This is a genomic window from Paenibacillus sp. FSL R7-277 (assembly GCF_000517965.1).
GTDB classification, from domain to species: Bacteria; Bacillota; Bacilli; order Paenibacillales; family Paenibacillaceae; genus Paenibacillus_AQ; species Paenibacillus_AQ silagei.
In genome coordinates this window covers 1-18,918 of the sequence record NZ_ASPX01000088.1, presented here as the reverse complement: position 1 = coordinate 18,918, position 18,918 = coordinate 1, and the positions used below count along the sequence as shown (strand labels likewise).

General features: G+C 53.5%; 19 protein-coding genes. 13 read left to right on the top strand and 6 right to left on the bottom strand.

What is annotated here, in order from left to right; all coding sequences use genetic code 11:
• The first annotated feature begins 118 nt into the window (after window positions 1-118).
• Both C173_RS26200 and C173_RS26195 read left to right on the top strand, forming a co-directional pair.
• A complete protein-coding gene (locus C173_RS26200; RefSeq protein WP_235192031.1) occupies window positions 119-1,453 on the top strand; it encodes a hypothetical protein in 1,335 nt (444 codons plus the stop codon).
• 33 nt (window positions 1,454-1,486) lie between these two features.
• Complete coding sequence (locus C173_RS26195; protein ID WP_036730739.1) at window positions 1,487-2,143, top strand: M48 family metallopeptidase; 657 nt, start codon at window positions 1,487-1,489, stop codon at window positions 2,141-2,143.
• 366 nt (window positions 2,144-2,509) lie between these two features.
• Here the strand turns inward: C173_RS26195 and C173_RS26190 are convergent, their stop codons facing one another.
• Window positions 2,510-3,385, bottom strand: coding sequence for a GNAT family N-acetyltransferase (locus tag C173_RS26190; RefSeq protein ID WP_036730639.1), 876 nt, complete (start codon window positions 3,383-3,385; stop codon window positions 2,510-2,512).
• Between the two features lie 59 nt (window positions 3,386-3,444).
• The gene (locus tag C173_RS26185) at window positions 3,445-4,029 is read right to left on the bottom strand and encodes a GNAT family N-acetyltransferase (protein ID WP_036730637.1); all 585 of its coding nucleotides are present in this window, start codon (window positions 4,027-4,029) and stop codon (window positions 3,445-3,447) included.
• Between the two features lie 270 nt (window positions 4,030-4,299).
• On the opposite strand from C173_RS26185, the gene C173_RS26180 reads away from it, so the two are divergent.
• The 6 genes from C173_RS26180 to C173_RS26155 all read left to right on the top strand — a co-directional run bounded on the left by C173_RS26180 (window position 4,300) and on the right by C173_RS26155 (window position 10,023).
• Window positions 4,300-6,225 (top strand): asparagine synthase-related protein, encoded by a 1,926-nt coding sequence (locus tag C173_RS26180; protein ID WP_036730631.1) that lies wholly within the window; start codon window positions 4,300-4,302, stop codon window positions 6,223-6,225.
• Window positions 6,226-6,253: 28 nt separating this feature from the next.
• Complete coding sequence (locus C173_RS34335; protein WP_036694602.1) at window positions 6,254-6,379, top strand: paeninodin family lasso peptide; 126 nt, start codon at window positions 6,254-6,256, stop codon at window positions 6,377-6,379.
• A gap of 138 nt (window positions 6,380-6,517) precedes the next feature.
• The gene (locus C173_RS26170) at window positions 6,518-7,456 is read left to right on the top strand and encodes a hypothetical protein (RefSeq protein WP_036730629.1); all 939 of its coding nucleotides are present in this window, start codon (window positions 6,518-6,520) and stop codon (window positions 7,454-7,456) included.
• Window positions 7,453-7,758: a lasso peptide biosynthesis PqqD family chaperone gene (locus C173_RS26165; RefSeq protein WP_036730627.1), complete on the top strand. Its 306-nt coding sequence runs from the start codon at window positions 7,453-7,455 to the stop codon at window positions 7,756-7,758. The genes C173_RS26170 and C173_RS26165 overlap by 4 nt, the downstream gene beginning before the upstream one ends.
• Window positions 7,755-8,213: a lasso peptide biosynthesis B2 protein gene (locus C173_RS26160; RefSeq protein ID WP_036730624.1), complete on the top strand. Its 459-nt coding sequence runs from the start codon at window positions 7,755-7,757 to the stop codon at window positions 8,211-8,213. Before C173_RS26165 ends, C173_RS26160 begins: the two co-directional genes overlap by 4 nt.
• A 13-nt stretch (window positions 8,214-8,226) precedes the next feature.
• A complete protein-coding gene (locus C173_RS26155; protein ID WP_036730621.1) occupies window positions 8,227-10,023 on the top strand; it encodes an ABC transporter ATP-binding protein in 1,797 nt (598 codons plus the stop codon).
• A 489-nt stretch (window positions 10,024-10,512) separates the two neighbouring features.
• Here the strand turns inward: C173_RS26155 and C173_RS26150 are convergent, their stop codons facing one another.
• Window positions 10,513-11,709 carry a nucleotidyltransferase domain-containing protein gene (locus C173_RS26150; RefSeq protein ID WP_036730618.1) on the bottom strand — a complete coding sequence of 399 codons (1,197 nt, stop codon included), beginning with the start codon at window positions 11,707-11,709 and terminating at the stop codon, window positions 10,513-10,515.
• A 228-nt stretch (window positions 11,710-11,937) separates the two neighbouring features.
• Here C173_RS26150 and C173_RS26145 point away from each other — a divergent pair, with 228 nt between their 5' ends.
• Window positions 11,938-12,639, top strand: a complete 702-nt coding sequence (locus C173_RS26145; RefSeq protein WP_036730615.1) for a DUF554 domain-containing protein — start codon at window positions 11,938-11,940, stop codon at window positions 12,637-12,639.
• Window positions 12,640-12,680: 41 nt separating this feature from the next.
• Here C173_RS26145 and C173_RS26140 read toward each other — a convergent pair whose 3' ends face one another.
• A complete protein-coding gene (locus C173_RS26140) occupies window positions 12,681-13,637 on the bottom strand; it encodes an NADP-dependent oxidoreductase (RefSeq protein ID WP_036730614.1) in 957 nt (318 codons plus the stop codon).
• 202 nt (window positions 13,638-13,839) lie between these two features.
• On the opposite strand from C173_RS26140, the gene C173_RS26135 reads away from it, so the two are divergent.
• Both C173_RS26135 and C173_RS26130 read left to right on the top strand, forming a co-directional pair.
• Window positions 13,840-14,280, top strand: coding sequence for a HEAT repeat domain-containing protein (locus C173_RS26135; protein WP_036730612.1), 441 nt, complete (start codon window positions 13,840-13,842; stop codon window positions 14,278-14,280).
• A gap of 101 nt (window positions 14,281-14,381) precedes the next feature.
• On the top strand, window positions 14,382-14,954 hold the full coding sequence (locus C173_RS26130) for a hypothetical protein (protein ID WP_036730610.1): 573 nt from the start codon (window positions 14,382-14,384) through the stop codon (window positions 14,952-14,954).
• 137 nt (window positions 14,955-15,091) lie between these two features.
• On the opposite strand, the gene C173_RS26125 is transcribed toward C173_RS26130, so the two are convergent.
• A complete protein-coding gene (locus C173_RS26125; RefSeq protein WP_051478447.1) occupies window positions 15,092-16,630 on the bottom strand; it encodes an acyl-CoA synthetase in 1,539 nt (512 codons plus the stop codon).
• Between the two features lie 281 nt (window positions 16,631-16,911).
• Here C173_RS26125 and C173_RS26120 point away from each other — a divergent pair, with 281 nt between their 5' ends.
• Window positions 16,912-17,469, top strand: coding sequence for a GNAT family N-acetyltransferase (locus C173_RS26120; protein ID WP_200869591.1), 558 nt, complete (start codon window positions 16,912-16,914; stop codon window positions 17,467-17,469).
• 103 nt (window positions 17,470-17,572) lie between these two features.
• Complete coding sequence (locus tag C173_RS26115; protein ID WP_036730598.1) at window positions 17,573-18,289, top strand: hypothetical protein; 717 nt, start codon at window positions 17,573-17,575, stop codon at window positions 18,287-18,289.
• 183 nt (window positions 18,290-18,472) lie between these two features.
• Here C173_RS26115 and C173_RS33890 read toward each other — a convergent pair whose 3' ends face one another.
• The gene (locus C173_RS33890; RefSeq protein WP_076081926.1) at window positions 18,473-18,598 is read right to left on the bottom strand and encodes a DUF4023 family protein; all 126 of its coding nucleotides are present in this window, start codon (window positions 18,596-18,598) and stop codon (window positions 18,473-18,475) included.
• Between the last annotated feature and the right edge of the window lie 320 nt (window positions 18,599-18,918).

Below are 18,918 nucleotides of genomic sequence, written 5' to 3'. Positions count from 1 at the left end.
CTACAGGCATTTCTATAAGAAAATGAGAAAAAGACTAATCAATACCGCAAAGCTTGCGGAACCGGAGGCTATGGTGAAAAAGGTCAATACAGCAATTTCAGCACTCTTTATCCTTGTTATGATACTAGCTGTCTGGGTATGGGCAGTGTCGGTACATACCTGGACCCTGGCGGGGGCCTTGGCTTCCCTGCTCTGTCTGGCCCTGTTTATCTGGACGGGCCTGCGGGCCATTCCCGCTATAACCGGGTACATCATGAGCCCCGGCGAACTGCGGACGGTGAATACGGACGACTCCCCGGAGGAACGGCAGCGGACCTGGTGGAAGATTGTGCTGTGGGTGATATTCAGCCGGGTGCTGCTAATCCTTGCGGCTTATGTATTCTGGGTGCTTCGGGAGGGAGGCTCCGGCAGCCTGTTCTCCCGCTTCATTGAGATGTGGCATATCCGCGGAATTGATGCGATGTCCTATCTGGGCATTGCCGAGCGGTGGTATGTGACGGAAGGGGACCCCAGATTTCATATTGTATTTCTGCCGTTTTTCCCCGTTATGATCAAGCTGGCGCAGTTCTTCACAGGCAATTATATGGCTGCAGGATTTGCCGTAGCCAATCTCTGCACGCTTGCAGCGGCGTTGTTCGCTTATGAACTGGCCCGGCTGGATATGGGGCGCAGGAATGCCCTGCGGGTAGTGAAGTACATCTTCATCTTCCCGTCGGCCTTCTTTTTCTTCCTTCCCATGACGGAGGCGCTGTTCCTGCTGCTCTCCCTGATGGCACTGTATTTTGTGCGCAAAAAGCGATGGCTGCTGGGCTGCCTCTGTGCAGCGCTGGCCGGATTCACCCGTTCCCCGGGGATTCTGCTGGCCGTGCCGATTGCCGTGGAATTTGCCCGGGAGCTGGCCGCTGGCTACAGGTCAATGGACCGGAAGGCTTTTACGAATAAGCTGATCTTGGCTGTTCTCTCCCTGGTGAGCGTCTCGTTCGGTCTGCTGGCTTATCTCTACATCAATTACAATGTGACGGGCAACGCGTTCCAGTTCAGTATTTATCAGCGGGAGCACTGGTCGCAGCGGTTCTACTTCTTTTTCGATACCGTGAGATATCAGATGGAATATGCGGTGAATACCTTCAAGGATGCCGATTACCGGTCGTTCTTAGGGCTGTGGCTGCCGAATTTGTGTGCGATCTTCCTGGTTCTCTTCATGATGCTCCGCAGTACGAAGAAGCTTAATCCCGCCTACATGGCGTACGTGATCGCCTATTTTGTCTATGTAGTGGCCCCGACTTGGCTGCTGTCCGCTCCGCGTTATTTCGCTGTTGCGTTTCCGCTGGCGTTCGCGGCTGTGTTGTTAACGGAGGATAAGAAATGGAAGGATATCCTGCTCACTACGCTATTTATTGCGGGGGGTCTGCTGTATCTGGCAGTGTTTGTATCCGGATATCCGGTATATTAGTGTGTACTAGAAATTACAGAAACGATGGTGGCTATGCAGATTCAACTAGAAGATCAGATGGTGACGTTACATGTCCAGTATGCCAAGCGCAAGAAGCTATCCGTAACGGTGGACGGCTCGGATCTCATTACCGTTAAGGCGCCCAAGGGAACGAGTGAAGAGGCGATCCTCGGTGCGGTAGCAAGTCTAGGCCCGAAGATTCTGGAGAAGCTGCGCAGCAATGCGGCAGCCCGGCAGGTGCCGAGGGTTAAGGCTTATGAGGGCGACGAAGAAGCCTTCTTGTACTTGGGGAAGGAATATGCGCTGCATGAGCTGATTGGGGACCGGCAGGCGGATGCGGAGGAGCTGAAGCTTGCGCTGAAGAAATTCTATACAGCCAGTCTGAAGAAAATCATCGCAGAGCGCATCAAGCCCTACCAGACGCAGCTCAGAGTGAAGCCGAAGAGTATGGAGATTGTGGAGTCGCGGACCAAGTGGGGGAGTTGCAGCTTTGACGGCAAGCTGACGTTCAATTACCGCCTGGCCATGGCGCCGCCTGAAGTGATTGACTATGTCATCATTCATGAGCTGTGTCATCTGCTGCATATGAATCATGACCGTTCCTTCTGGCGGCGCCTGGGCAGTATCATGCCGGACTATAAGGAGAAGGAAGCGTACCTGGCCCGGCAGGGGCAGTTCATGACGCTGTGACCTATGTGACCTATAAAAGAAATGAATTTATTCCATAGATGCGGTAATGTATGGACTATCGTTCTTTCGCCGAAGCGAACATTCGGTGATAGTTGTATTCTGTACACTTAAAAACAGTGGAAAAGAAAGAATTCCTCTCTTAACTGTAGTCTGTACAACTAAATCCGCCTGAATGGGTTAGAACCCGGTGCAGAGGGCATTTTAGTTGTACGAAATACAGCTAAACGGAGATATGGCGGCACATTAGACGATTTAGTTGTACGAATTGCAATTAAGCATACCACTTGTACCTTCATCGGGGCATGGCAAACCTTCAACAAGCGACTTAGTTAAGCTGTTCTCATCATATTGCAATCTGATGCTTCACTAGGCGATGGAAGTAGCCGGATGCTTAACGTTAGCAGGATATTGCTGCCCGCCCTGAGTCCGGACGAATAGGCCCTCTGAATGGCTGCTGCCTGACAATTCCAGGCCAGGGTCATCCGGGGTGAAGTGGAAGACGATCGTCTCCGTATCGCTGTCCGCAAGCTTCAGGGCGATGTCGCGGCAGGAGACGGGCTGTGTGCTGATCAGATCGAAGAGCTCAAGCTGCCCATTCTCCTGCTGGCAGATGGCGATGAGATTCTCGTCCTCCAGGTAGTAGAGCTGATCGCTGAACACGTTCAGGCAGTAGAACATTAGCAGTCCATGGGCGCCGCTGACGCCAAGGCGTTCAGATACCTGTACCCGTTGCGCTCCTAGAGAAGAGACCAGGCTCAGATCACGCGGGTCGGCTAGATCCAGCTTACGGATTGCCGCAGATCCGGCAGTGCCCCCGGGGCAGGCCATGGAGAAGATCTGCTCTTCCACCGGGTGAAAGCCGAACTTAGGATAGAACTCCAAGACTGACTCATTGGCAAAAAGATACATGAATTCACACGCTTGCCCATACTCCTCCAGCACCTTGTCCATCAACCGTGCTGACAGGCCACGTCCTCTATAGTCAGGATGAGTCATCACCGTCCCGATCTGCACAGCAGGGGACTTCACCCCGTTAATGGTTAGCTCTATTAGATTCACCGAGACATTCGCCACAATCCGGTCTCCCTCCGCGTAAGAATAAGGAACATACTTATCCGTCCAGAAGCCCTCCTCATACCAGCGTTCCAGCTCTAGCTCGAACGTATCTTTTGCCAGCTCGAAAAAGCTGTTCCGCAGCGGCTCATGATCTTTATAATTGTAGACAAATTGAAGAGTATTCATAGGTAGTTTCTCCTTAGGTGTATTGGTAAAAGTTTAACCCCAACTATACTAAATCCCCCTTAATATTCAACCCCGCGAACCTTTGAGTAGACCATTGTGTCTCTCAAGCTCCCCTGTACATCGGTCTTGTCATTGCGCAGAATACCTTCCAACGTAAAGCCTGTACGTTCGGCTACGCGTGCGCTCTGCGTATTGCGGGAATCGCAGCGGATCTCCAGCCGGTTAGCTTGTAGCTCCTGTATGGCGAAATCTGCAATGGCATTCACCGCTTCCGTGATGTAACCTTGACCGGCGAACGAGGTGTGTACCCAATATCCGATTTCAAATTTACGCACCTGCCAGTCGATCCGGTGCAGGCCGCTGCTCCCGATAAGCTGCCCTGTCTTCTTATGGAAGAGCAGCAGCCGGATATCGCTGCGTTCCAGGAACTGCAGCCGTGATTTCCGGATGGACACCTCCGATTCATCTACAGAAGGGATACGCTGGGCCCAGGGCATCCAAGGGCTTAATTCAGCGGCACTTTGCCGAACGGCTTCGTTTACAGCAGGGCCGTCCCCCCAGCGTGCTGCACGGATTTGCAGGCGGCTGCTTTCGAAGCTCTCCGGTACGGGAATCAGGATGGGGTCTATTGAATAATTGTTCATAAAATCTAGCTCCTATAGAGAGTATTTGGTGAATCAGTTACTTTTAGTATAAGCCATTATATACCATAGGTCATATTTCAGGGTTTCATTACCATAGATTTTAACTAAAGTCAATACGCTAAAGGATACCTAAAAGTACTCTCTGGTACTATTCACATTTAATGGCAAGAACGTTATCTTAGGTAATAAGAAGTGTTCACTATTAAGAACCTGTTGTAATGAACCTAGTACTGAAACGGTAGCGAAATTATAGACAGCTGGAGGTAACCCATGAGTGCAATCGCCGGGATCTATTCTATGCAGCATGGGCCGCTGGACCCGGAGCTTGGCCTGCGCCTGATGCAGGAGCTGCAGCGTTATCCGGCGGATGATGCCCGGGGCTGGAATACGGAGGGGCTATTCCTCGGGTGCCACGCACAGTGGATTACCCCGCAGTCCCGGGGCGAGGTGCTTCCCTATTATGATCCGCAGCGGAAGCTGGCGATCGTAGCGGATGCCATCATCGATAACCGCAGCGAGCTCTTTGGACAACTTCAGGTTGTCCGGGAGGATCAGGAGTCGATGCCGGACAGCCTGCTGATTCTTCTGGCCTATGAGAAATGGGGGGATCAGGCTCCGGTGCATCTGGTCGGAGATTTTGCCTTCATGATCTGGGATGCCGGCAGGCAGACGCTGTTTGGAGCGAGGGATTTCTCGGGGAGCCGGACGCTGTACTTCCACCGCTCAGGCAGACAGTTCTCCTTCTGCACCGTGATTCATCCATTGCTTACGCTAATGGATGGAGAACGCGTACTGCATGAAGGCTGGATCTCGGAATATCTGGCGGGCCAGGGCCGGATGGATGTCGCGGATATGTTCTCCACGGTCTATCAGGGTGTGGAGCAGCTGCCCCCGGCGCATTCAATGACAGTAAGCCCGAAGGGGATTACCTTCTCCAGGTATTACACCTTCCAGACTCCGCCGCCTCTCCGGCTGCGCAGCAATGGCGAGTATGAGGAAGCGTTCCGTGAGGTGTTCGGGCGTGCAGTCCGGGACCGGCTGCGTACCCACCTTGAAGCTGGTGCGAACTTAAGCGGCGGACTGGACTCAGGGGCGGTGGTGAGTTTTGCGGCACAGGAGCTTCGCCGCACAGGCAAGCCGCTCCACACCTTCAGCTCGTATCCTTTGGATCACTTTACAGGGTTCAAGCTGGGCCAGCGGGTGACCGATGAACGTCCATATATTCAGGAGACCATCGACTATGTCGGGAACATTGAGCCAAGCTTTTACAATTTTCCTGACCGCAGCTCTTATGGCGAAATCGACGAATGGCTCGATATTATGGAGATGCCCTACAAATTCATAGAGAATTCCTATTGGCTCAAAGGCATATATGAACAAGCCGGACTGAAGAATGCCGGTGTGTTGCTTAGCGGACAGCGGGGCAACTGGAGTATCTCCTGGGGACCGGCGCTGGATTACCAGGCGAAGCTGCTGCGTGAATTCCGCTGGTTCCGCTTTTACCGGGAGAATAAGCTGTACAGCCATTCGATGGGCGTAAGCCGCAAAAGAATGCTGAAAATTGCCGGGCGCAAGGTATTCCCTGCCCTGGGCCAGCTGATGGCCGGGAAGCAGGAGGCTGCGCCGGAGCTGATCCATCCTGAATTTGCCCGGCGGACAGGGGTGCAGGAGCGGCTGAAGGAGCTGGACCAGTCGCCCGCTTCCCAGACCGTGTACGATATCCGCAGAGAGCATTTTCGCCAGCCGCATGTCTGGAATGTGAATGGAACGGCGGCTACCAAGCTGTCGCTGAAGTACAGGGTATGGGACCGGGATGCGACGAATGACCTGCGTGTCATCAACTTCTGTATGTCGGTGCCTGAGGAGCAATACGTCCAGAACGGAATGGACCGCTCGCTCATCCGCCGGGCGATGGAAGGGCGGCTGCCGGATAAGGTCAGGCTTAACCAGACCCGGCGCGGTATCCAGGGGGCGGATGGCATTACACGTATGCTGCCCGAGTGGCGGAGGTTCCAGCAGGAGCTGAGGGAGATGCTGCAAGACCCCCGTACTTCGTCTTATCTGAATCGTCCCGGGCTCGCCGGATGCTTGGACCGGCTGGGTAGTGAGCCCGAACCATTATTAATCTTTAACACGGATTTCCGCCTTCTTACAAGAGGACTGGTGTTTTACCGCTTTTTGAAGCGGCTCTCCTGAAGGACGTTTCTTGAAAGGGGGTGACAAGATGAAAAAGGAATACAGCAAGCCTGCATTGGAAGTGTTGGATGTGAAAATGACTATGGCTGGCCCGGGGGTATCCATTGCCGATGCGTTCCAAGCCGATCCAGATGAAATCGTTAGTCACTCCTAGTCTTCCTGCATTACCGCTCAGCCCTAATCCCTCTTAGCTTGCTGGAGGGGGATCAGGGCTATCCCTTTATCCGAAGTAATGTTTCCACTTGTCATCCGCAAGACAACGGGTGAAATTGACTGAGATGGAGTGAGCAGTATGGCTGGCACAGTGCAATGCCTCGGTTATAAGGCTTTTGGCCTGCAAATCCTCAGTGAGTTCGCGCTACCAGAACTTCCCCGTACAGATCACCCTGGAAGGATAGGGAGCCTGTCGGTAGTTGAAGGCCGTCTGGCGGAGCGATGGGAAGCGATACCGAAGATTACGCCGAATCTGGGCATCGCGGCGCATGAAGTGATGTTCATGGTGAAGGGCACCGCTATTTTTTCCATACAGAACGGCAGTACGATTACAGTCTCTCCGGCAGCAGGCGCAGATCCGGATAGCATCCGCTTGTTCATTCTGGGCAGCTGTATGGGTGTAGTATTGATGCAAAAAGGCATACTGGCCCTGCATGGCAGCTCGCTTGTGCTGGACAATAAGGCCTATGCGCTGGTGGGGCGTTCAGGTGCGGGTAAATCCACGCTTGCCTCCTACTTGATGGATCAGGGGCATCTCCTGGTCAGTGACGACGTTATTCCCGTGTTGGTGCATAATGGACATCCATTGGCTGTTCCAGGTTATCCGCAGCAGAAGCTGTGGCAGCAGAGCCTGGACTATTTGGGAATGAATTCGTCTGCGTACCGTCCGCTATTTCAGCGGGAGACCAAGTTCGCCGTACCGGTGCATGACCGGTTCCAGAGTGAGCCGCTGCCGCTGGCCGGCATATTTGAACTGTCTGTGGTGCAGGACGGGCCGGTGGCCGTAGAGGCGATAAGCGGCTTGGACCGGCTTCATACCTTATACAATCATACTTATCAAAAAGCGCTGGTCGACCCAATGGGTGTCAGAGAATGGCACTTCGGGCTGCTGGCCTCGTTCGTAAACCGGCTGCCGATGTACCGGCTGACCCGCCCTGAGCAGGGCTTCAGTGCACCGCAGCAGACGGAAAAGATTATGGAGACGATTATGCCCAAGGTGAAGGAGATGAACCTATGAATATGAATACTACAGAAGTGCTGTCGCCGGATTCGGTACTGGTTCAACGGGAAGGCAATATCGCAAGTGATATGGACGGCGAGAAGGTCATGCTGAATGTGAAGAACGGCAAATACTACAACCTCGGCGAAGTTGGCGGTGAGATCTGGGAAGCGCTGGCTTCACCGGTATCGATTCGGCAGATTGCCGGGAAGATGCAGGAGATCTTTGAGGTGCCAGCAGAGGTGGCGCAGCAGGATGTCATTGATTTTGTACAGAATCTGCTGAATGAGGATCTGGTCTCCATCGTTAGCGGACCATGATGACCCTCCGGAGGCTCCGTCTTCTGCTGGTGCATGACAAGGCGTTGCTTGCGCTGCTTCCCGAGACTTTATGGCGGCTGATGCTGGTCCGAATCCAGCTGTTGTTCCCCTTTGCCAGGACAGCCCCGCAGCTTGGGGTGAAATCCCTGGAGAGTCCCGCAGTATCCAAGCCTTCCGATCTTCGCCGCATCCAGCAGATTACCAAGGCAATCCGGGTGATGAGCCGCTATACTCCCTGGAAAAGCACCTGTATGGTCCGGGCGGTAGCCGCCCTGAAGATGCTGGAGAAGCGGGGCATTGAGAGCACCCTCTACATGGGGGTCGCCCGCGATAAGCAGGGACAAATGATTGCCCACGCCTGGCTGCGCAGCGGATCCCATTATGTCTCCGGGGATGATGCGATGCAGGGCTTCGTGGTGGTGGAGAAGTTCGCGAAGGTGTTACAAGCCGAGTAATCGAGGTGGGTCCATGCAAGCCATAATCTACTACGTCCGGCAGCTTCAGCGGTTGTCGGGCATGAAGCTGTATCTTAATCTGTTTGGCATGGTGATCAGCGGTCTGCTGGAGAGCTCTGCCATTCTGCTGCTGGTTCCCATGCTCGGCATGGCCGGCATTCAGCTGGGCGGCGCGGCGGCTGGCTATCATCTTCCCATGCTCGGATTCATCAGTGAGCTGCCGCAGTCCACAGCGCTGCTGCTGGTGCTGGGCAGTTATGTTCTAATTGTGCTCTGCCAGAATCTGATCGCAAGGTTCGTGGCGATCCGCAATGTCGAGATTCAGCAGACCTATGGCAGGCAGCTGCGGGTTGAGGTCTATAGCGCATTGCTGCGGGCGCAGTGGTCTTTTTTTCTGAGAAAACGCACCTCTGATCTGATCAATATGATGACCACCGAGCTGGCCAGAGTCCTGGCGGGTATCAGCGGCTTCCTGCAGTTTCTCACGTCGCTGTTGTTCACCCTGGTGCAGATTGCCTTTGCCTTCTGGCTGTCCCCCAAAATGACACTCGCGGTTCTCGTCTGCGCGGCGCTGCTGTCCATCTTCTCCCGGCGGTTCATCCGTAAGGCAAAGAGGCTGGGTAGCCGCAGCACGGAGCTGGGCAAGACGTATCTGGGCGGCATTACCGATCAGTTGAACGGAATCAAGGATATCAAAAGCAATAATCTGGAGCAGTCCCGCCTCGAATGGCTGCATGCCTTCACCGGCGAGGTGAAGCAGGAGCAGCTTGACTACACGCGCCTGCGCTCTAACTCTCAGCTCCTGTATAAGCTGTCTTCCACTCTGCTGATTGCCGTATTTATCTTCGTATCCTTCCGGTTCATGCAAGTGGAAGGGCCGAATCTGCTGCTGGTCATTCTCGTCTTCACCCGGTTGTGGCCGACCTTCTCGACGCTGCAGTCGCTGCTGGAGCAGCTGGCCTCAGTAGTGCCATCCTTCAAACAACTGCAATCGCTGCAGGAAGAATGTCTGGCCGCTGTCGAGCATGAAGCGGATCAAGCCGGAGAACGGGTGCTGCCTATGACGCTGGAGCAAGGCCTAGAGGCACGGGATGTCGATTTCCGTTATCATGCGGACGAGCCGCAATATTCGCTCCAGAACGTCAATGTGCGGATTCCCGCCCGGCAGATGACGGCGATTGTCGGACGTTCAGGCGCCGGCAAAAGCACGCTCGTTGATCTGCTCATGGGACTGATGCAGCCGGAGAACGGGGAGATTCTGGCGGATGGTCAGCCGGTCAGAGGGGAGCGGCTGCTGTCCTACCGGAGGTCCATCGGATATGTGGCACAGGACCCGTTCCTGTATAACGCGACCATCCGCGATAATCTAATGATGATCAAGCCGGATGCGGAGGAAGCGGAGCTGTGGGAGGCGCTGGAATTTGCTTCCTCGGCGGACTTTGTCCGCAAGCTGCCGGACGGACTGGATACACTGCTCGGCGACCGGGGCGTCCGCCTGTCGGGCGGGGAGCGGCAGCGCCTGGTGCTGGCGCGCGCCATTATCCGCAAGCCGTCGATACTGGTACTCGATGAGGCGACCAGTGCGCTCGACACTGAGAACGAGCAGCGGATTCAAGAGGCGCTAGAGCGGATCAAGGCTTCCGTGACGGTCATCGTCATCGCCCACCGCCTGTCCACGATCCGTGGAGCCGATCAGATTCTGGTCATCGACCAGGGCCGGGTCATCCAGCAGGGAGTCTACAGCGGCCTGGCTTCGGAGAAGGGCGGCATGTTCAGCCGATTGCTGAAGGGCCAGGAAGAGGCAGGGTAAGGGTATACCTTAAACGCGAATTAGGCGAAAAACCGAACACATTCGGTGCTGAGTGGGAGTGTGGTCCCAATGTAATCGAAAAACCGATTACATTGGGCGAGCGCAGAGGTTGTGGTCCGAATGTAATCGAAAAACCGATTCCATTGGGCGAGCGCAGAGGTTGTAGCCCGAATGTAATCGAAAAACCGATTACATTGGGCGAGCGCAGAGGTTGTGGCCTGAATGTAATCGAAAAACCGATTACATTGGGCGAGCGCAGAGGTTGTGACCCGAATGTAATCGAAAAACCGATTCCATTGGGCGAGCGCAGAGGTTGTGGCCCGAATGTAATCGAAAAACCGATTACATTGGGCGAGCACAGAGGTTGTGGCCCGAATGTAATCGAAAAACCGATTACATTGGCTGACCGCCACCCGGCTCCGAAACCGTAAAAAGGCAAGTGCTGCTAATCTAACGCAGCACTTGCCTTTTTGGTATGGCTGTCCCTGCCTACATCCCCTTCTCCGCGCCCGTCACCTTCCGCCAGCTCCACAGCAAAGGCCGCAGCGGGAAATACAAGAAATGCAGCGGCTTCGGCAGCGGCAGGGTCTTGGCATCCGCTGCATAGGGATAGAGGAAGCTGGCGGAGCGGAGCATCCGGCTTCGGGTGGATAGAATGCTTGGAAGGTACCGGTTGAAATGCTGCTCCACCTCCGGCTCGAGCGGAGGGGTATTCAAATTCACGATGCGCGGGAGATAGAACAGAATGTCCTGTGCCAGCCTGCGGGCCTTGGGGTTGTCCATCAGCGGGGACAGCGCCGGGTCAACCGGCGTCTCCAGCAGCTCTCTGGCCAGAATCAGCGTCTGTCCTCCTATGGCGTTGTGATCATAGTGTTGTAGTAAGCGGACTAGCTTAGCGGAATCGGGCGGCTGCTGTCCCATTAGCAGCATCTTGATGTCCTGCAGCCATCTCAGCCGGGACCAGGCATGTCTGGCACCGTGTACAGCCAGGAACATGAACAGATCCTCCGGCCCCAGATAGCGGACATTCTGGCCGAAGGTGCTGCTGGTCCGCGAATGACGCCAGAGCTCGTCGAACGCAGGCTCTTTGGCGGGCCCTGGTCCTAACCGCCAGTGCAGCTCAAGGTTGACATTACTGACAGGATGCACGAACGTCGAATGATGCTCCCGCCATTTCCAGTCGCCAAGCAGGCTCTCGAACTTGTCTTCCTTCTCATAGCCCAGCCGGATCAGCAAGGTTTCGGCATCCTCCAGCTGTTCCATCGGCACCAGGAAGTCGAGATCCCGGGAGGTGCGCTGCGACAGGTCTCCGTACAGCTCCTGCCCAAGCACCGGCCCTTTGAGGAACAGACAGCGGATATTCAGCTCGGCCAGCTGACCTGCGATATTGCTCATTTCACCGCTAAGCTGGAGCATCTGTACCGTATTCCTGCGGTATTGCCATTTCAGCTGCTCCAGAACGTCAGAAGGGATCACCATCTCCTCCATCTTGCTCAGCCTGGAATAGAGGTAGGGATACACCCTGTGCTGACGGTTCAGCTCCACGAATAAGTCCCAGTTCACCTCTGTGAACAACTGCGGATGCTTCCGCGCCGTCTCATCTGGACTTCCGGAATTCAGTAGTGCAAGAATAAGGTGTACTTCCTTGGTTAAGCTTGCCTGATCAAGAATCTTCCGGTCAGTCATAGGGACGCTCCTTATCTGAGTTGTGAACAGATCCGCGCCGGATTTGTTCTATTAAAAGAACGATATTAGTGAGCGTACCATCGATAACCGAAATTTGTCAATTTTTCGCCAGGTGCATCACGGAACTTATCATTCCTGCCAGTAGAGAATCATCTTGACTCCACGGGGACGGCTGCCCTTATAATGCAGATTAAGAGAGAAAAGAATCGACGGGAGAGTTGCTGAGGAATGGTACTGCTCGGAGCAATCGTGAATGGAATAGCAATTATTGCCGGGACTCTGCTGGGCAAGCTGCTGGAGCGGATACCGGGGAGTATGAAGAACACTGTGATGCAAGCGATTGGACTGGCGCTAATGCTGCTGGGGGTGCAGATGGGTCTGAAAAGCGGGGATTTCCTCATCGTCATCCTAAGTCTGGTGATCGGCGCTGTGGCCGGGGAGTGGATCAACATTGAAGACAAATTCACCCGTGCGGGCAATTGGCTGGAGCGCAGAGTAGGTGCGGGCGGCAGGGGAAGTATCTCGCTGGGCTTTGTCACGGCAAGCCTGGTGTTTGTTGTAGGGGCCATGGCTATTCTAGGCGCACTGGACAGCGGCATCAAAGGCAACCATGAGATCCTCTACGCCAAATCCATTATGGACGGCTTCATTGCCATGATTCTGACTTCTACGCTGGGCATCGGAGTGATGTTCTCGGCCATTCCTGTTGTTCTGTATCAAGGGGCCATCGCTTTACTGGCTACGCAGATTACCCGGTTTGTGCCTGATGTGCTGCTGAGCGACTGTATTGCAGAGATGACCGCTACAGGCGGGGTGATGATTATCGGAATTGGGCTGAACCTGCTCGGGATCACCAAGATCAAGGTAGCTAACCTGCTGCCCGGTATCCTGGTGGCTGTGCTGCTGGTTGTGCTGGTACATAACTTTTAAGTGAATTGAGACCTTCTCTACGCTGAAAAAAGAAGATCCCGTTATTGTTGTTTTTCAAATATCGTAATAGCAATAACACCCCGCGCCTTTCCGCTTGCGCTAAGCGCATGGGCAGTGCGTAGCCCTTCTTCACTAAGTGGAAAAGTGCCGCCGATCAGCGGCTCCAGCCTCCGCCCTGCCGTCAGCCGGGCCAGCTCGCTCAGCTGGTAGGAATCGGCAGCAGGAGTCAGATAAGCTGCTGTAACTCCTTGCTGTGCTGCCGAGGCAGGATCAGGCTGTTCAGCAGTGGAGATCAGCCTTCCGCCCGGAGCCAGTACTGCGAAGCTTCTGTTTAGCACACTGCCTCCTGCGGTATCAATCACCACATCGATGCTCTGCCCCAGAATCGCGGCAAAATCCTGCCCGCCGCTGTGAATCGCCTGATCGGCCCCGAGGCCCCAGGCAACATCCAGCTCATCACCGCCGCTGATGGTAGTAATCACCGTAGCGCCCCGGAGCTTGGCCAGCTGTACCGCGAAGCTGCCGGTTCCGCCAGTACCGTCCTGCACCAGCACACGGTCCCGGCTGGAGACCTTGGCGGCAGCCAGCGCCTGCCAGGCGGCAAGCCCGGCAGCAGGTAACACCCCGGCTGCTGCGAAGGATAACCCCGGGGGCTTAAGTGCAAGCTGATCCTCCTTGGCACACGTGTATTCCGCGTAACCTCCGCTCTCGGCAGCAGGCTTCAGACCGAATACCTCGTCGCCAGGCTTGAAGCGGCTCACCGCTGCGCCGGTGTCCGCAATGATTCCGGCTACAACAATGCCTGGAATGAATGGACAGGCAGCAGGGCGTTCCCCGCTGACATTCCTTGCTTCATCCAGTATTCTGCAGTCTGCCGGATTAACCGAGGTCGCATACATCTCAATCAGCACCTCATGTTCACCCGGAACAGGTAGAGGAATATCTATTTCTTTTAAGCTCCCGGACGAGTCGGACACTTCTAAGGCAATGGCTTTCATCTATAATGAGCCTCCTCTATCTACTGGCGGATGATTTGGTACATACTATACGCATACGGCTTCCGTTAGTCAAAATCCGTGAGTCCAAGTCTTTTTCCATGAATGTTTGGACAAAAGATTGAAATCAAGCAGCGCAGTACGGTAGAATTGCACTAGGTAACGTTCTATATATCAGATTTAACCAAGAAGGGGATTGTAACGCTTGAATAATGAAGAAGTAATCCAAGAGCTGCCAGAGAACTATGACGAACTGAAGAAAGCCGCCGGCCGTTCCGCAGACTGGAGAGCGCGTCTTGAAGCGGTAGAAGAGCTGGGCCGCTACAAGCACAAACAAATTATCGATATCCTTAATCGCCTGATGATCAGCGATCCTGTATATACCGTGCAAGAAGCTGCATATAACAAGCTGGTGGCTTTTGGCGAAGAGGTCAAGGTTCCATCGAAGAACAAAGCTGAACTGTTCAAAGGGGTATCCAAGATTATTCTACGCATTAAGAAGAGTCTGCCCAAGGACCATTCTTACGAAGAGTTCAAAGAGAAGCTGAAGAAGATGCGGGTTGATATCTACGATGCCTATGAAGGCGAGAAGGGCGCGGATTTCGATCAGTGGCTGGAGAAGATGTGGGCTTCGGCTGCCAAGTAACCAGTCTCAAATAACATAGTTAATTAGCATGACAGCACCAAGCGGAGAGATAGGGGCGTTCCTTATCGCTCCGCTATATTTTTGTGAGAAAGGATGATTACATGCTTACGGTTACATTTCAGGAATTCCTTAAGCTGTCCACGCAGCTGCGTCCCGGGTACACCGCCAGTCTGGGGAAGGCTCCGGCAGGGGGCAGTGAGGCGATATTAGAGTTTACACCCGAAGTTCCTGCGCTTCTGCGGGCAGTATATGATACGGTTCTTGGAACGGGCGGCGCCGAGGAAGATCCCAGTCTGCTGGAGTTCATTCCGGGCTACCGGCTGATTCATATCGGGGAATACGGCCATGAAGTGAAGATACTGTCAGGGATTCTGCAGGAGAAGGGATATACCGGCGGTGGAACCGTGTTGCCGCTGCTGACCAACTATGGAAGTGATTATATCTGCTATTACCGCTCTGAAGAAGGGGGGGAGCGGATCTGCGATCTGCTGCACGACTACGGCGATTTGGTGGTAATGTACGATTCGCCGGAGAAGTTCCTGGAGACACTGTGCGAATTCTATAAGCAGGAGGTCTACTTTCTGGATGAGGAAGGCTACCTGGACTGCGATCTGGTAAAAGAAGGCGAAGTAGGCACAGCGCTCAACCCGGAGGCGGAATATTGGTCCGAGTAAGGTACGCACTGCACGCTTAGGCGTCCAAAAACACAAAAATCCCCGTCCTGCATCACTGTAGGAACGGGGATTTTAAGGTTCTAAGCTGGTGGGGAGAGCTACCTGCTTGCAGTACTCCCTTGACTGAAGAGCTTCTGCTACTGGTTAGCCTTCTTCTCCTGCTCACGCAGCTCGATTCTGCGGATCTTCCCGGAAGTGGTCTTCGGCAGATCCGTAATGTATTCGATTTTGCGCGGATACTTGTAGGGAGCGGTCTGCTCCTTGACATGGGCTTGCAGCTCTTTGGTCAGCTCCGGTGTTCCGGCATGGCCGTCCTTGAGTACGATAAAAGCCTTAACGACCGACCCGCGGATCTCATCCGGGCTTGCGACCACGGCACATTCCTTAACGAGGGTATGCTTCATTAGCGCCTCTTCGACCTCGAACGGCCCGATCGTGTAGCCCGAGCTGATGATGATGTCATCGCCGCGCCCCTCGAACCAGAAATAGCCGTCCTCATCCTTGCGCGCCCGGTCGCCGGTGACGAAATACTCTCCATGTGAGCAGTTCGCTTTGCGCTCGGGATCTTTATAGTAGTTCTGGAACAGAGCAGGCATGCTCAGATGTACGGCGATATCACCGACCACTCCGGCCGGCAGCGGATGTCCGTCCTCGTCGATCACCTCGACAATGCCCGGAGCAATCGATTTGCCCATGGAGCCGACCCGGATCGGTTCATCCTTCAGCGCTGCGATGATGAGTGTGCTCTCTGTTTGTCCATAGCCGTCACGGATTGTAATATTGAAGTGTTGCTGGAATGTATGAATGACTTCCTGATTCAGCGGTTCACCGGCGGATACGGCGCAGCGCAGATTGGACAGATCGTATTCTGCCAGGCCCTCAGTCTTCGCCATCAGGCGGTATTCAGTCGGAGTGCAGCATAATACCTGAATCTTCTCGTCTTGCAGCAGCTGCAGGTAGCGCTCCGGATGGAAGGCTCCGTTATAGACGAAGCCAGTGGCCCCGTTGCCGAGTACCGTCAGGAATGGACTCCAGATCCACTTCTGCCAGCCCGGTGCGGCTGTAGCCCAGACCGTATCTGATTCACGGATATCGAACCAGAGGGAGGAAGTGATCCGCAGATGGGCATATCCCCAGCCATGCGTGTGAACTACTGCTTTGGGATTGCCGGTGGTTCCGGAGGTATAGGCCAGAATGGCGATATCATCGCGGCGGCTGGCAACCGTAGGGTAAGAATCAGCTTGTCCTTCCATTAGACCTTCCAGGTCAATCCAGCCTTCTTCAGCCTCAGCCTCACCGCTGGAGACGGACAAGCGATAGTCCAGTGCGGGCAGATCGTCGGAGATTTTGTTCACTTCTCCGGTAACCTCAGACCAGACAATAACAGCCCGCGCTTCGGAATGGCGCAGCCGGTACGAGAGATCCTTCGCCCGCAGCATTTCAGACGAAGGAATAACAGCCAGTCCCAGCTTCAGGCAGGCCAGATATATCGCATAGGCGATGATGCGGCGGGGGACCATGACCAGGACCCGGTCGCCTTGCGTAAGTCCGAGACCGGCCAGTCCGCCGGCGAGATGGTTAGCCTGAGCCATGAGCGCACCATAGGTGATTTGCTCCAGGCTCCCATTTTCATGTAACCATTTAATTGCAAGCTTATCTTCAGGATGCTGCTCCATTTCCGAAGTGAGATTGTAGAATTCAGGTGCGATCCAACGTTGATTATCCAAATGAACCTCTCCTATATAAGTGTGATGATGTATCTGTTGACTACAGTATAGCACGTTCTCCTAGTACCAGATGCTAATCGGCTCATAGGGAAGCGGAGAATGTTCTGTGACAGTCTTTATTTTGAAGCATCTTGATGCGTACAGAATCCCTGAAGGTATTTTTAACCGGATAAGGGAACCATACATTAGAGCCCTTCATGCAGCGAAGCGGCAGAAAGCAGGCCATTGCAATGGACGAGAATACAGTGATCAATGAGACATCTATTAATGAAGAAAGCATTAGTGAATCAGAATTCAATGAAATATTCGCTATTATGGAAGCTTCGTTTCCGGTAAGTGAGCTTAGAACCCGCAGCGGGCAGCAGGCTTTGCTGGATCAGCCGAATTATCATCTGTATACCAGCAAGGATACGGAGGGGCAGATACTGGCTTTTTTGGCGGCATGGGAGTTACCCGAACTGCGGTTCATCGAGCATATTGCCGTGAATCCCCAGCGCCGGAGCGGAGGGATCGGCCGCAAGCTGATGAGCAGCTACCTTATGCGTTCGGACAAGCCGGTGCTGCTTGAGGTAGAGCCGCCGGACGGGGAGCTGGAGCAGAGAAGAATCGGATTCTATGAGCGGCTGGGCTTTTACCTGAATCCCTATGACTATATGCAGCCGCCGTTGCGTACGGGGCAAGCCGATCTTCCGCTGCGCATTATGACCTACCCGGAGCCGGTGACGATGAAGGAGTTCCTCCATTTCAGAGATGTTTTGTACACAGAGGTGTATGGGGTGAGCATTTGAATTACTTCTTTACAATCCGGATACAAGTTAGAAACAAGTTAATGGTTTAATAAGTCTATAGGAACACACACAACAACATCACAACTAAGGGAGACGATATTCAATGAAAAGCAAAAAAATGATCATAGCAACGATGGTATTCGGAATGGCCGTTACAGGTTCAGCAGGGGTCTACGCAGGAACGAATATGCAGAAGATCAGCGCTTATCTTAATCACGGAATCGGGTTCAAAGTGAACGGAGCGGCCTATACCCCAGTCGATAACAACGGCAAAACGATGGCGCCAATCACTTATAAGGATACGACGTATCTTCCGGTCCGGGCGATGGCAGATGCACTGAAGGTGCCGGTGACATTCAATGCCTCCACGAATGAAGTTATCCTTGGGACTGGAACAGGGGCCACAGCGCCTGATAATGGTTCATCTGTGAAGCTGACGGCGGTACAGTACAGTGCAGCGCAGAAGGAGCAGATTGCTAAGGCGTTTGCGAACTTCCAAGGTTTTGAGACAGCCTATGCCCCGACACAGATGGTCAGCGGAGATGCCTTCCAGAAGGTTGCGGGCGGCGATGACGGCGTAAGCTTCCTGTTTAATAAAATGCGTGTAAATGTCTCGCCGCGTGACTATTCCGATGGTTACGACAGCACTACAGTGAAGCTCTCCAATGGAACAGAAGCGAAATGGTACACTCCTTCGGATACGCCAATGCTGACCTTCAAGCTCGCAGACCGTTTTGTAACCATCAGCTCCGCTGACAAAGCTCTTAGCAAAGCACAAATCGAGAAAGTGGCTGTAGGCGTAACGAAACTAAGCAAATAATTACTACTGCTTCTATAGAATAGAATGCAAAAGGGATGTCCGCAGAGCCGTAACTGGCCGCGCAGACATCCCTGCTTTGTTTTAAAATAGAAGAATGTATATTATCCTTCTATTTCGCGCCGAAACGGTACCGTCCTTTAAAAGACGGCAAAGCCGTTTCCACTTGTGGCATGCTTGTCACTGTTATTTGTTAGAGCTATGCTGTTTATTGGCCAGTCTTGCTCCAGGAGTTCCTTTACCGCGTTTTCTGTTCTTTAGCGCTTTACGCTGATTCTCCTGGAATTTCTCCACGAATTCATGAGTGTCCATAACAAATCCCCCTAGAAGGTTAGATGACGTAGGCTTGAGGCTTCCAAGCAAACGTTTAGATATTCGGTTATTCTGTCCATTTGCGGTGTATATCATTCTAAACTTATGGTTGAAAAAATGCTTGCAATGAATCTCGATTCATGATATATTCTATTTCTGGCCGCGAAACATCAACGCCTGGCTCAAAAAGAAGTTAAAAAAAGAGCTTGCATTGATCGGCTGGATGTGATATATTATAAGAATTGCTGGTGACGACAACATCGACACTAACAACGAGCTTGATCTTTGAAAACTGAACAACGAGTGAGTATCGGAGATCG